This window comes from Thermosporothrix hazakensis (assembly GCF_003253565.1).
GTDB classification, from domain to species: Bacteria; Chloroflexota; Ktedonobacteria; order Ktedonobacterales; family Ktedonobacteraceae; genus Thermosporothrix; species Thermosporothrix hazakensis.
Genome location: NZ_QKUF01000059.1, coordinates 1 through 11,312, shown reverse-complemented (window position 1 = coordinate 11,312; position 11,312 = coordinate 1). Strand labels below are relative to the sequence as shown.

Genomic DNA, 11,312 nt, shown 5'->3' with positions numbered 1-11,312 from the left:
AAGCGGGAAAAGGGAGGGAATGAGCCGGGAAAGAGGAGGGAGAGGGAGCGGCCCAAGCAGGCACGCCGTCGCGGTTCTGTCTGGGAGGTGGAGCCGGTGGAGGATGAGGGGTGTGGTGGTTTGGAGCGTGTCCCCCACCTGTCGTCTTTGCGGCGTCGTTGAGTTCGCGAGCGCATTGGTGTTGTGGTGCGGTACCGGATTCCCGAACACGGCTCCCCTCCAGCAGGTTCCTCCGAAGCGGAAAGCGGGGTCCGTCTGCCAGGGGCTGTTGGGGATGCCAAAAATCGGAACAAAGCCGGAACAGGTCCCTGTCCGGGAGATGCAGCAGGTCCGGGTTTGGGGGAAAGAGGGGGGGTGTTGCATCTTGTGGGGGAGCGTGCGCGAGGGCATGTGTTTTTCGTTGCGAGAGAGGGATCAGGAAGCTGTGGAAGCAGAGCTTGCATCCTCTGGGGAGCAGGGTGGTGCCAACGCAGATGACGAGGAGGAGACGTCATCGCAGGTTGCTGTCGTGCGTGACGGGGGGGCTCTCTTCATCCTCTTGCGTGGAAAGTTTGCTTCCGCGTGGCATGAGATGCGAGGGTGCTGGCTTTCGCTTTCAAGAGGAGGTGATGGACAAAAAGCGCTTCCAGATGCTGGCGCCTGGAAGCAGGAGCATCGAGGAGGGTGGGACGGAACCGGGAGCGAGGGGGGAGGGTTGCGGCGTCGCAAAAGCGGAACGTGGGTGAGATTGTTGGTGCAGTAAAAGCAGAGAAGGAAAAGGCGGGAGCGAGCCAGCAGAGGGAGGAGAGAGGGAGTGACCCAAGCTGGCACTCATAGGTATGGATGGCTGTGTGCAGCGCTGTTGCGGGTGATGTCCGTCGAGGTTCTGGCTGTGTCCAGCGGTGATGGGGCTAATAGCATGCAGGATGGCATCCTGAGAGGAGGAAGCTGGATGGCGGAGAACGTGGGCAGGGATCGGCAAGGTGATGCTCCGGTGGTGGCATGCGGAAGAGAACCGGAAATAGGTGCTCGTGCGCACAGGAAGCAGTTGGCCGAGATCTGGAGGAAAGAGAGAGGAGGTGAGGCTCCATGAGGTTGTTGTTTGCTTGTATCATGCGGGCTTTACGGAACGCGTGCGCTTCGTCCGGCGTCGGTTCAGACATCATGACTTCATGTCGTGCTCCTGGATTATGCGGTCAATGGAGAATGCACGCTGGAGGAATACGATGAGCGCTTGCTACCCTTTGCCGATAGGTTCATGGCGCTGTTCGGGCGAGATTGCTTGCTTGCTCGCTCGACGCTCAGCCGATTTCTTGCGGCACTTCCGCAAGCGCCTGTCGAGGCGTTGCGCACGGTGTTTCTCGAAGACCTGCTGGCCCGGCCTCTGGAGAAAGAGGAACAAACGGGCGGATTGTGGGACCGGCAAGAACCCCCCTGGTTGGTATTCGATAGTGATGGCACGCGACAAGCTGCCCGTCAAGGGGCCTTGCCATGCACTCCTGATCTCCCACCTGCAGGGCGCCGGTTGGATGAGGTCTGTGCTTCGGGCTATACGGGGCGCAAACGGGGAGAAGTGGTTCGGACGCGCACAACTCTTCTCCAAGCGCACACGCACCAATGGATAGGTACCTTCTCCGGGACATCTGGGGCGGGCAAGGGCGACTATCGTGGAGACCTGCGCCAGGGGGTGAAGGCGATCAGGGCGTGTCTACAAGCCCAATCAGTTCCCCTGAGTCGGGCTGCGGTGCGACTGGATGGTCAATATGGCAACGGTGCCGTCGTCGCAGACCTGTCCGGGCTTGCCTATATGATGCGAGGCGAGGACTATGATCTCCTCAATCTGCCAGAGGTGCAGACTCGTCTTGCCCAGCCCCCAGACCAGCAAACGACTCATCCAGAGACCGTACCCTCTTTGATTGCCAGATCTCCTCCTGACTCCGATCGGGCTTCTTTGCGACTTCGTGAGCCTTACCTGACCATTGCTGGTCAACGAGAGCAAAGCGGCTTCAAAGCGCATGACAGGCTCTCTTCTCCGCTCTTGTCATCTCGTTACGCATCGCGTGGGAGGAGGCAAGTGTAACGGCAACCAATTTTTAGGGCCAAATGCCGTCTTCACCGTTGGCTCATGAAACACGAGTGCAGGCGGGGGCAACACATCTGATTGGTCGGCAATCTGCTATAGATCAGATCCTCCATCCCTTCCAGTAGCCTACACCATAGCAGGCTACGCCAACGCCTAGGGTGATGCACCCGGCTTGGGAGCTACGGGAAGCTATGATTCCCAAACCTATACCTTCATTTAGCCAGGTTACATAAGAAAAGCCGGTGGCGGAAGGGTGGTACGAATGCGCTCGTAGGTAAGGCCATATTGCGCAAGCACCTTCCCATATGCAGTGTTACCACCCTCGCGCAAGAGTCCCGGGAATAATGGCCCACACCCAACCCATTGATATCCCTGGCAGATGGCATCAATCCCACGCTCATGAGCTTCACGCTTTGCCACTGCGATTCCCCCCAAAACTTCCTCAGACACGGGAACAACCGCAATCTCTGGTTCCTGTTCCATCGAAAGAGTTGCCTCAACCGCCGGATCAGCCAGCGGCGGAACCCGGTACTTCTCCTCAACATCCTCACTAAGCCTCTTATACTGAAATGTGCCTGGTATAAAAGGCATCGACTCTCGCTCACTTCCATCTCTATATATTCCGCTCTTCTCCTGTAATAGAGAGGAAATCTCGATCTGCAATGTATCATACATACGCAAGCTCCATCCAGATTAGAGAGCTTTCCTTTTACAATCTGTCCTGCGTGATGCCGATCATGCTCTACGGATTAGGGCCATTGTGCCGATCAAGGTAGATCATTGTTTTAAAATACTCAACCGGAAGTATTTCAAGGAGCTGGAGAAACACTTTGGCAATCTGTTGCCCTGGTCGGAGCAGCATGGGCAAGATGGCGAGCAGACCCGCTTTGCCATTCGCTCCGATTCCACTGTCACCTGGGCGCAAGCTGCGCGCCAAACCGTCTTTCGGGCGAACGAAACAATGCCGATCGATGACCTGGAAGACACAGTTGAGCAAGCTGCCGCTATAGCGTGCACGATTGACCAGCCGATGCCTGCATTGCTTAAGCATTTATTAAAACAGCCCCAACAAACCCAGCGGGCAAAACAATGCCGGGCGGTAATGTGCTTGTTTGAGGGGACGCTATAAGATCTACCACTGTTCTTTCATTCCTGGTAATGATCATATGAACGCTTTTATCAGGGGCAGGGAGAAATAGTCGCGTAATTGTGGATTCAATCGTAGTGCTTTCTCCTTTGAAGATAGCTGAGTAAACTCCTTCTACCTTGCTGGCGATTGGAATACGAACGACAATAGCGTTGGTATCAACTTTAAAAGTAGTCGCTTTTTCTTTCTGTATAGTGGCTTGTCCTCTATACCTCTGAAGTACTTGTTCTTCAAAAGACTTCTACTTGTCTGAGCTGAAAACAGCTTGGCGATATTTCTCAGCGACAGCACCGTACGCGCAGACTGGGGCGAGCGCGTTGCGCTGTGTGAGTTGCCTGGGGTATCCAGAATGGCAAGTCACATCTGTCATGGAAGTCCCCATGCCATCGTTAAGGGATATCAAGCGCTTGGGAGCTGGATTGAGGCGAATGGCTCCACGATCACAGGCCCCAATCGCAAGGTCAGCTTGCGCTGGAGTGGCGAGTTGGATGACTACCTCACTGAGATCCAGTTTCCGGTTGAGATGGTGTCATAACCGACAATGGAGGAAGAGGAAACAGGCCAATCTCCCTTTCCTTTTTTCTCTGCGGTCTCCGTCACGTTGTCATACCTCCACGCTATTGGAGATACTGTTCTCTGTTTCATCTTGAAAATCGCAAGACAATGGACACCATTGCGCTTGAAGAGCACTCTGTCAGTCCGGCTTTCCTGCAAGGTTCGGGACGCAACCTCAAGGAACAAGCTGAGCGTTGCGGCTCTTTCAGGTTTCTCGAACTCCTCTGCGATCTCGATGACCGCAGGATCGCGGATATGGATGCAGCGGATATCGACATGCAGGTTCTCTCACTGGGATCTCCCGGTGTGGAGCAACTTGATGCGCCTGACGCCGTGACGCTTGCACGCGAGACGAACAATTACCTTGCGGAGGCGATACGACGCCATCCTGGTCGTATTGCCGGGTTGGCCGCCATCTGACACCGCCTCCACAGCCGATAGTGGAGACCTATTACACAGGCTTCGCGCCAGAGGCCACAGCCAGGCTTTCGCCCTTCGCCTGGGGCTGGCCCATTGAGACCGCAACCCATGTTCTGCGCCTCATCCTCGGCGGGGCCTTTGACCGCTATCCACACTTGCAGGTCATGATCGGCCATATGGGCGAAGGTCTGTCCTTCATGCTCTCCCGACTCAATCGCCTGCCTGGTGTATGCTAAAGACAGACCCCGACTTCGGTTGAGCAACCTGCACTGATAGGTCTGGAAAACTTGACCAGTGCAAGGTTGTGGTGGGTTATCAAAGCCGTTCGTAGCTGCAACTACGGGCGGCTTTCTTGTTTAATATTCTACAGAGAGCGAAGAGAAGTTAGAATGGCTGATACTCATTGGGAAGATGACAATCTCCCTGCTTTCTCCGTTGACAGATACCCGATATACCTCCGCTAGATATCCGCCTCACTGTTTTACTCCAAGAATACCTTGCATTTTTCGCCTTGTCAAGTATTTTTAAGACATATTTTTACTATTACCATATTTTTAGGTATCTGAAGTTGCGATTGACCGCTTAAGAACCGGTATGGTACTATACAGACAGACAGGAAATAATCTAGGAGCCTTGTTATGGGTGAGATCTTAGAACCAAAAGAAGTAGCTGAGATGCTAAAAGTAAATCCGCGCACAGTAATACGATGGGCTGAACAGGGAAAGATCCCGGCTTTTAAAATAGGAGATCTCTGGCGATTCCGAAAAATTGCTCTAGAGACTTTCATATTAGAAGAGGAGAAGCGTAACATGCAATCTAAGCAATGCTCCCAGCCTAATAGGGAGGAGAAGCTTTAACAATTCTTTGTAGCAACCTGTGAGTCCTTTTGTCGTAGTGCCTTAGACTGTAAAGAACATGTGTTTAGATGCAAGGAAAGGTAAAAAAAGGACGCCAGGGAAGGTCGACGAAGACCAAACGCGCTTTTACGACAGCAAAGGGAATTGCGTGGCTGGTCACAGCGAAGAGTAGCCGAGGCAATTGGAACGAACGAGGATACAGTCAGCAAATGGGAACGAGGACATAACATCCCAGATCCATATTACCGGGAGCGCCTCTGTGAGCTTTTTCAAAAAAATGCGGATGAGTTAGGGTTTATACAGCAGAATCGATACCAGCCGGACCACTTGTCTCCTATTATAACTTTCGCGACAGACATACATCAGTCTCTAGACGAAACCCTTGATCAAGCTGAAAGCATCGTCACGCTTGCATGGGAGGCATGGTTTGCATCAAGGCCAAAGCATGCCTCCAGAGAAATAGCCAAACTACTCCCCAAATTGGAAAAATTGCTTCATTCACCACTGCCCAAAGTGGTTTGAACTTCGGACAAAGGAACTCATTATCAGGGGACACGGATTACTAGGAGCTATTTGCCTGGATGCGCTGCAGAAGGATGCTGCATTCTACCATTATAAGCAGGCGCACAGCCTTGCAGAGGACATACACGACAAGGAATTAGCGCCCACCTATCTTGCCATGTTAGGGGATGTTTTGCGACGCCAGAATGATAAAGCAACAGCTCTTAGTTATCTGGAGCGCGCAAAGGATCAAGCCATACACGCAGATAGTGCAGCATTGGGCCATGTCCTGCAACTGCTTGCCTATACTTACAGCGACGTTGGGGATGCCACATCCTTTGAAAGAACTATCTCAGAAGGCACAGACCTGCTTGCCTATGCAGGTGAGGGACGCGATGTGGTAAAGAAGGAGTTTACCCCTTTTGAAGTGAATGAGATACGTGGAAAGGCCATGCGCGATCTAGGAAAACCTCTAGACGCTTTACCATTTTTGGATTTAGCAGAACTGTCCCTTGATACTGCGAATTCGGTTACTCCGCGCTGGCGCGCTCTATTGGAAATCAGCCGAGGACAAGCCTTATGCGATGCTGGTGACATTGTTGCTGGCATCACAGTAATCAGTAAGGGGTTCGTTTTGGCTGTACAGTGCCATTCGCGTCACCAGATGGATCGCGTGCGCAAATATCTGCGGAAGTTGGAAAATAGCCCCGCTAGAACACACCCTCGTGTGCAGGAACTAAAAGCTCTTGTCACTGAGATGTATCTACGTATAGACGATGGCATACACTAGGGATAGATAAAGGAGAAATAGAATATGGCAAACAATGCTGCTGGAGTCTTTGTCACAGTAGATGTTGTGGTGCCCCGCCTTTCGGGATCTACCTGGGAGGTCGCGCTTATCCAGCGAAAAAAAGCGCCTTTTCAAGGGGCCTGGGCACTCCCTGGGGGCCACCTTACAACAGAGGATACATCCCTCGAAGCAGCAGCGCGTCGTGAGACCTTAGAAGAGACTGGCCTTGATATTCCTTTACATCTATTCCAACAGGTGTATACCTACGAGGATTTTGATGACCCCCGAGGGAAATATGTTTGTCTGCTCTATACACTCTCTGAGCCGCTCTCTCAAGAAGCACATATTATCGCCGGTGACGATGCCTCAAGAGTGCAGTGGTTCCCTGTAGATGATTTGAGCACACTTCCGTTTCTTGCATTTAACCATATTCGCTTGCTCAAAGCTGCGCTACGACAGTTCTTCCTGCACTACTATCATAGCGTTGCAGGGCTGCGCGAAACAGAGCCATGTCAGTGTGAATGTGAAATCGCACCTGGCCGGCGTTGTCCAGACACAGCCTACTGGATATACGACGGCATGGCTGTTTGTCCAGGACATATGCGCAGGCAGTTTAAGCAAAACGGTAAAGGCCAGTCAGTAGACTTGACATCGTTGCGCAAAATATAGAGATAGGTTGCTAGAGAGAGTTACTGGTAAAAAAGGTGAAGGATGTTCTTTAAGTGCATCCTTCACCCCTGGCCCAGAGGCGTTTCAATCCTCCAGTGTCCCCAAAGAGCCGTTGCAACCAGCGAGACCGTTGCTATGATGCCTTAGATCAAGCCGAGCTATGCTGAACAAGGTAAGTCTTGTCCCCCTCGAAGAAGACGTCGCTTTTGTAAGGACATCTCTGCAATCCTTAGACGATATGCGAGGGGAGTGTTATGTGTTGGTAGGGGAGCCAGAAAAAGGGTTAAAATACCTGGAAAAGGCGACGAATACCTTGGATCACAAGCTAACACGTACACACTGCCGCTTGCTTATGCAACAAGCAGAAGCGTACCTGGCGGCAGGTATGCCTGATATCAGCGTTGATAAGGCTATGGAAGGGTTACGAGTTGCAAAGGTGCTAGAAAGTACAAGTAACATCAATTGGGCAAAGGAGATATACTTAAAGATCAGAACATCCCCGTACAAGGAAGAACTTTTTGCACAGCGATTAAGAGATGCAATTAAGGACAAGTGAGGTGTACAATGCTACTATGTCAACCAGCTTGCGGAGTCATGGGAAAAGCTCAACTACCCTACAGTAAAGTTGGTTTAGGAACGTGGGCAATTGGTGGCGGTTGGGGGCCACAACCCGAAGAGGTTTCTTTAGCAACACTTGTGCAAGCGCTAGAGGCAGGCTGTCAACTTGTTGACACAGCTCCGCTTTATGGCCACGGTCGTGCGGAAGAACTTATTGCGCGTGCATTTAAGCTTTACGGGGCCCGCGTGACGGTGCTGACAAAAGTAGCTCCTCTGGCGTACCAGTGGGCTCCTGCGGCCAACATACCTGTACAAACAGTGTTTCCGGCCTATCACATTGTCCAGCAAGCCGAAGAAAGTTTGAAACGATTAGCAACAGAATGTCTTGATTGCCTATTGCTCCAGACATGGTGTCCTGCTTGGACAGAGCCTGGTGAATGGTATGAAGCACTTGTTAACCTGCAACGACAAGGAAAAATACGTTCCTTTGGGATCTCAGTAAGCGACCATCGCGCGTACGATGCAATTGGAGTCATCGAAGCCGGGTTAGTTGATATTGTCGAGGTTCCATACTCCATTCTTGATCAGCGTGCTGCTAGCACTCTTTTCCCTATTGCCCTGAAGCACGGGACAAGCATCATTGTGCGTACGCCGCTCGCTTCGGGCGCGCTAGCAGGCTCATGGCATAAAAGCATGAAATTTGATCGGCGCGACTGGCGTCGGCGCGTCTTTAAAGGGGAACATTTTGAACGAACTGTAGCGCGAGTTGAGAAAATAAAAGCCTTGCTCGATCCTGATGCCGTGCTACCACAGATCGCATTGAGATTCTGCCTTTCCCATCCTGCCATTACGGCTGTGATTCCAGGTGCCAGAACACCGGAACAGGTAGCCTGCAATCTTGCAACGATGCGGCAAGATCCGCTCCCAACCAATCTTTTAAAACAAATACAAATATTGTGGAAAACGGAATTCTGCTATAACGTGCGGACGAGTGTTGGCGAAGAAGGAGAAGGTGAACGGCGATTGAAAGAACAGGAGCAAGAAGGTCAGAGAGGTTAGCGCGCCCCTCTGGCCTCTTCTCATTGTTGTAAGCTATATACATAGCCATCGCGATACTGAAGCATTTGGCAATACCTGTGGTTGAAGGAAACCACTCCTGTAGCAGTACGCATTGCGAAGCTCCCGCAGGCTCCCTGAGCCGAGTTGAACCATTTTAGCGGCGTGGACAAAATGGTCTGACGAGGCTTGATTGCTGTTCTGACAGGAGATCATGGCACGTCCAATAGCATCTTCAAACTTGCGCCATTCCGTGTATCCTAAAAGCTGCTGAAGTTCCCTTGCGCTCCAGTATTCCCAACCATTTTCAACGTGTCGGATCCGGTGGAATGGAGATTTCTCAGGTCTGGATGGTAACAGTGGTGCTTTTTGCATAGGCTGCTCCTCATTCACTAAAGCGGAGTTTTCTGGACGCCGCTCCATACCTCATCCTACAAGTAAAACACCTCTGAGCACGGAGCTGGATACGCTTTCAGTTCGTCGTAGACTGGCTTTAAGAGCCGAGAAACCGGAGGAGGTGCGCTGCTCATAAGCTCCGCTAGCTTTGGGAGATCTTCTTGAGGCTGCTCATGATGCAACAGCTTGTAGACATTTGAGAGAAACCCCCCATCTTTTATGTCTTCGCCGATCTGGGCCATGTAATCGTAAATGCGATTATAGAAAGTGCGATGAAAACGGTCCTGGCACTTTCGGCAGCGGAGCGAAGAGAGTCGTTGAGGGCGTGCGCTCACAGGCGCAATGGCGGCAGAGGCACCACACCCCTGGCAAAAGTAAAGCCATACACGACCAAGCGGTTTGTCGCAATAACCGCACGTGCCGTTATCCGTAGACCTGCGCGGATAGGTGTGCTGTCCTGTGTCCGCTTTGCGATAGGTTGATTTTTCATACTTGTTGGCGCATTCCAGACACCATTGACTCTTTTTCGTCACGATGCTAGGAATCGTGTCTTGTTGTACTTTCATGTTGAAGCTCCTTTGTAACGTATCATGTGCATAGTTCGCCCAAATCTTCCCGATGGAAATTTCGAGAGTGACCTTTTTCAAGGGATTGACTCGCCAGGGCTTACAGGCTGTCGAGGTGTTTAACTAGCACACATAAGAAAGTTGGCAACCCTGGGTATATAAAATGGAACAGGAGTACTATGCTAGTGGCAGCAAGCAGTATTTTTGACTATGCTTCCTCGTATGAAGAAGGATCAGAAACGAAAACAGTACCCTTCTGGCGTCACTATTAACCAGTGCCCCAATTGCCGTATCTGGAAGGACAGCGAGGGCTTCCGTTGGGCATGTGACGATTATCACCCTGAGGTACTTGCCTACACATCGAGGAGTGTGAACAATGGGAACGCGAGGGGGCTTGGGGCGATCAGGAGGGCCTGGACAATAGAGTAGAGGCCAAAGGCTGCCAAGAGCATCAAAAGTAGTGGCACGCACTTGGGAAAAAGGGAAGTTAAGGCGTCTTTTTGAGATGCTGTGCTTTCGCTTGCAGCTCCTTCCCGATATTGATTACCTCGTCAACGATGGCGTCAAGGTAGTCTCTATGTGCATTCAACACATCCTCACCTGCAAGTACGGTCTCCTGATAGCTTTCGGCACAGGGGTCATAATACCGCTCGGAAAGCATGTCGTGGAGCCGATTACGCAGGTTTTCGGCTTCTACTCCCAGTATACATGCAGCTTGTTCCAGGGCACAAATGTGGATATGCGGGCGGTCTTCACTTAGCCGGACCACCCGTGTTATCTGTTCGTGCGTGCTCCCATACACTTCCCAGATGATGCTCGACTCTTCTTGTGACATAGCTGGCACACTCCTTTCATAAAGGCCAGTGACTGTGTACAGAAATGACAGGAAAATTGACAGTAATCGGATGCAGCAGTGTGCAACTTCACGCAACCTTCTGCAACAAAAAAATCATAGTTGCTGTGCATGGTACGTAGCTGAAACTGGCCCAAGCAAAGGGGAAAAGGCATAAAGAAGGAGCCTGATGCTCCTTTCTGCTTGTCAGAGAAGCAAAGGATGGTAAACTCAGGGAGGTTCGCGCAGAGGGGATTTGGCAGTCGCTTGCCCGGTGCTCTCAGCAGAACCAGGGTTGCAACGGATTGAGGATTGAAACATGGTCGAGATGTGCGCGGCCGCGCTGCCTCTGCCACGTGGCAACGGCTCAGTGAGGCCGTTGAGGAGCGAAACCTGACGCAAGGAAGAGACTTTGGTGCTCTTCTTGATTGGGTGGAAGGGCCTGACCCGAGAGGCAGAGGATTTCAGGGAATGGGCAGCACAAGCAGGGATCGTGTGGTCCCTGGACGACAGGTGAGCCAGGGAAAGCGTCTGCTGATGCGTCCAACAAGCCGACGTGGCGTTGCGCAAGGAAGAGGTATGCACGGGAGTTGCTCTTCTTTCAAATGACAGGAGGACCTGACAGGGATGCTGGTGTCGCGTCAGCACGCATAGGGAGCTGTGTGAAGCGGTGCCTGTGGAGTTGCCCCTGTGGGTGTGGCTGCGGTGGAAGCGACCTGGCTCTGTTGGGGGGAGGAGGGGAGCCCAGGCGGATGTGTGGCGAACGAGGAGCAGGCGCACTGCCAGGTGGTTTTCCGGGTGTGGGTCTCTCTCTCATTGCGGCAGAGGAGGGAGAGGTCAGGAAGAGGAAGGGGGAAGCGGACGCAGCAGAGAAGCGGGGTGTATGTGCTGGAGAGGATGAGC

General features: G+C 52.2%; 17 protein-coding genes and 1 pseudogene. 15 read left to right on the top strand and 3 right to left on the bottom strand.

Features of this window, described 5'->3' with window-relative positions:
• The first annotated feature begins 274 nt into the window (after positions 1-274).
• The 3 genes from EI42_RS31105 to EI42_RS31095 all read left to right on the top strand — a co-directional run bounded on the left by EI42_RS31105 (position 275) and on the right by EI42_RS31095 (position 2,059).
• A complete protein-coding gene (locus tag EI42_RS31105) occupies positions 275-742 on the top strand; it encodes a hypothetical protein (RefSeq protein ID WP_137685985.1) in 468 nt (155 codons plus the stop codon).
• Between the two features lie 51 nt (positions 743-793).
• Positions 794-1,072, top strand: a complete 279-nt coding sequence (locus EI42_RS31100; protein ID WP_111326778.1) for a hypothetical protein — start codon at positions 794-796, stop codon at positions 1,070-1,072.
• An 84-nt stretch (positions 1,073-1,156) separates the two neighbouring features.
• A complete protein-coding gene (locus tag EI42_RS31095) occupies positions 1,157-2,059 on the top strand; it encodes a hypothetical protein (RefSeq protein WP_111326776.1) in 903 nt (300 codons plus the stop codon).
• Positions 2,060-2,287: 228 nt separating this feature from the next.
• On the opposite strand, the gene EI42_RS31090 is transcribed toward EI42_RS31095, so the two are convergent.
• On the bottom strand, positions 2,288-2,737 hold the full coding sequence (locus EI42_RS31090; RefSeq protein WP_111326774.1) for a hypothetical protein: 450 nt from the start codon (positions 2,735-2,737) through the stop codon (positions 2,288-2,290).
• 85 nt (positions 2,738-2,822) lie between these two features.
• Here EI42_RS31090 and EI42_RS31085 point away from each other — a divergent pair, with 85 nt between their 5' ends.
• The 10 genes and pseudogenes from EI42_RS31085 (at position 2,823) to EI42_RS31040 (ending at position 8,618) form a co-directional block, all read left to right on the top strand.
• Positions 2,823-3,191 carry a hypothetical protein gene (locus EI42_RS31085; protein WP_111326772.1) on the top strand — a complete coding sequence of 123 codons (369 nt, stop codon included), beginning with the start codon at positions 2,823-2,825 and terminating at the stop codon, positions 3,189-3,191.
• Between the two features lie 283 nt (positions 3,192-3,474).
• Positions 3,475-3,744: a GyrI-like domain-containing protein gene (locus tag EI42_RS31080; protein WP_211326440.1), complete on the top strand. Its 270-nt coding sequence runs from the start codon at positions 3,475-3,477 to the stop codon at positions 3,742-3,744.
• Positions 3,745-3,872: 128 nt separating this feature from the next.
• Positions 3,873-4,184: an amidohydrolase family protein gene (locus EI42_RS31075; RefSeq protein WP_111326768.1), complete on the top strand. Its 312-nt coding sequence runs from the start codon at positions 3,873-3,875 to the stop codon at positions 4,182-4,184.
• A gap of 20 nt (positions 4,185-4,204) precedes the next feature.
• Positions 4,205-4,420: an amidohydrolase family protein gene (locus EI42_RS31070; protein WP_170143048.1), complete on the top strand. Its 216-nt coding sequence runs from the start codon at positions 4,205-4,207 to the stop codon at positions 4,418-4,420.
• Between the two features lie 402 nt (positions 4,421-4,822).
• Positions 4,823-5,041, top strand: coding sequence for a helix-turn-helix domain-containing protein (locus EI42_RS34780; RefSeq protein WP_111326764.1), 219 nt, complete (start codon positions 4,823-4,825; stop codon positions 5,039-5,041).
• A 132-nt stretch (positions 5,042-5,173) separates the two neighbouring features.
• A pseudogene (locus EI42_RS35065) lies at positions 5,174-5,563 on the top strand (helix-turn-helix domain-containing protein); the annotation flags it as partial.
• Positions 5,538-6,332: a tetratricopeptide repeat protein gene (locus EI42_RS31055; protein ID WP_487248052.1), complete on the top strand. Its 795-nt coding sequence runs from the start codon at positions 5,538-5,540 to the stop codon at positions 6,330-6,332. The pseudogene EI42_RS35065 and the gene EI42_RS31055, both read left to right, overlap by 26 nt.
• A gap of 24 nt (positions 6,333-6,356) precedes the next feature.
• Entirely contained in the window at positions 6,357-7,001 is a 645-nt protein-coding gene (locus EI42_RS31050) for an NUDIX domain-containing protein (RefSeq protein ID WP_111326758.1), read from the top strand.
• 256 nt (positions 7,002-7,257) lie between these two features.
• Positions 7,258-7,557 carry a hypothetical protein gene (locus tag EI42_RS31045; protein ID WP_137685983.1) on the top strand — a complete coding sequence of 100 codons (300 nt, stop codon included), beginning with the start codon at positions 7,258-7,260 and terminating at the stop codon, positions 7,555-7,557.
• A 38-nt stretch (positions 7,558-7,595) separates the two neighbouring features.
• The gene (locus tag EI42_RS31040; RefSeq protein ID WP_170143047.1) at positions 7,596-8,618 is read left to right on the top strand and encodes an aldo/keto reductase; all 1,023 of its coding nucleotides are present in this window, start codon (positions 7,596-7,598) and stop codon (positions 8,616-8,618) included.
• A gap of 428 nt (positions 8,619-9,046) precedes the next feature.
• On the opposite strand, the gene EI42_RS31035 is transcribed toward EI42_RS31040, so the two are convergent.
• Positions 9,047-9,577, bottom strand: a complete 531-nt coding sequence (locus EI42_RS31035) for a hypothetical protein (protein ID WP_111326752.1) — start codon at positions 9,575-9,577, stop codon at positions 9,047-9,049.
• Between the two features lie 222 nt (positions 9,578-9,799).
• Between EI42_RS31035 and EI42_RS31030 the strand changes: the two genes are divergently transcribed.
• Complete coding sequence (locus EI42_RS31030; protein WP_211326439.1) at positions 9,800-10,006, top strand: hypothetical protein; 207 nt, start codon at positions 9,800-9,802, stop codon at positions 10,004-10,006.
• Between the two features lie 58 nt (positions 10,007-10,064).
• Here the strand turns inward: EI42_RS31030 and EI42_RS31025 are convergent, their stop codons facing one another.
• On the bottom strand, positions 10,065-10,412 hold the full coding sequence (locus EI42_RS31025; protein WP_111326748.1) for a hypothetical protein: 348 nt from the start codon (positions 10,410-10,412) through the stop codon (positions 10,065-10,067).
• Between the two features lie 309 nt (positions 10,413-10,721).
• On the opposite strand from EI42_RS31025, the gene EI42_RS33635 reads away from it, so the two are divergent.
• A complete protein-coding gene (locus EI42_RS33635; RefSeq protein ID WP_211326438.1) occupies positions 10,722-11,018 on the top strand; it encodes a hypothetical protein in 297 nt (98 codons plus the stop codon).
• The last annotated feature ends 294 nt before the right edge of the window (positions 11,019-11,312 follow it).

Bases quoted from the DNA above. Each gene is read 5' to 3' on its own strand.
- EI42_RS31105 (WP_137685985.1), top strand. From the start codon at position 275: ATGCCAAAAATCGGAACAAAGCCGGAACAGGTCCCTGTCCGGGAGATG.
- EI42_RS31090 (WP_111326774.1), bottom strand. From the start codon at position 2,737: ATGTATGATACATTGCAGATCGAGATTTCCTCTCTATTACAGGAGAAG.
- EI42_RS31075 (WP_111326768.1), top strand. From the start codon at position 3,873: ATGGACACCATTGCGCTTGAAGAGCACTCTGTCAGTCCGGCTTTCCTG.
- EI42_RS34780 (WP_111326764.1), top strand. From the start codon at position 4,823: ATGGGTGAGATCTTAGAACCAAAAGAAGTAGCTGAGATGCTAAAAGTA.
- EI42_RS31050 (WP_111326758.1), top strand. From the start codon at position 6,357: ATGGCAAACAATGCTGCTGGAGTCTTTGTCACAGTAGATGTTGTGGTG.
- EI42_RS31040 (WP_170143047.1), top strand. From the start codon at position 7,596: ATGGGAAAAGCTCAACTACCCTACAGTAAAGTTGGTTTAGGAACGTGG.
- EI42_RS31035 (WP_111326752.1), bottom strand. From the start codon at position 9,577: ATGAAAGTACAACAAGACACGATTCCTAGCATCGTGACGAAAAAGAGT.
- EI42_RS31030 (WP_211326439.1), top strand. From the start codon at position 9,800: ATGAAGAAGGATCAGAAACGAAAACAGTACCCTTCTGGCGTCACTATT.
- EI42_RS31025 (WP_111326748.1), bottom strand. From the start codon at position 10,412: ATGTCACAAGAAGAGTCGAGCATCATCTGGGAAGTGTATGGGAGCACG.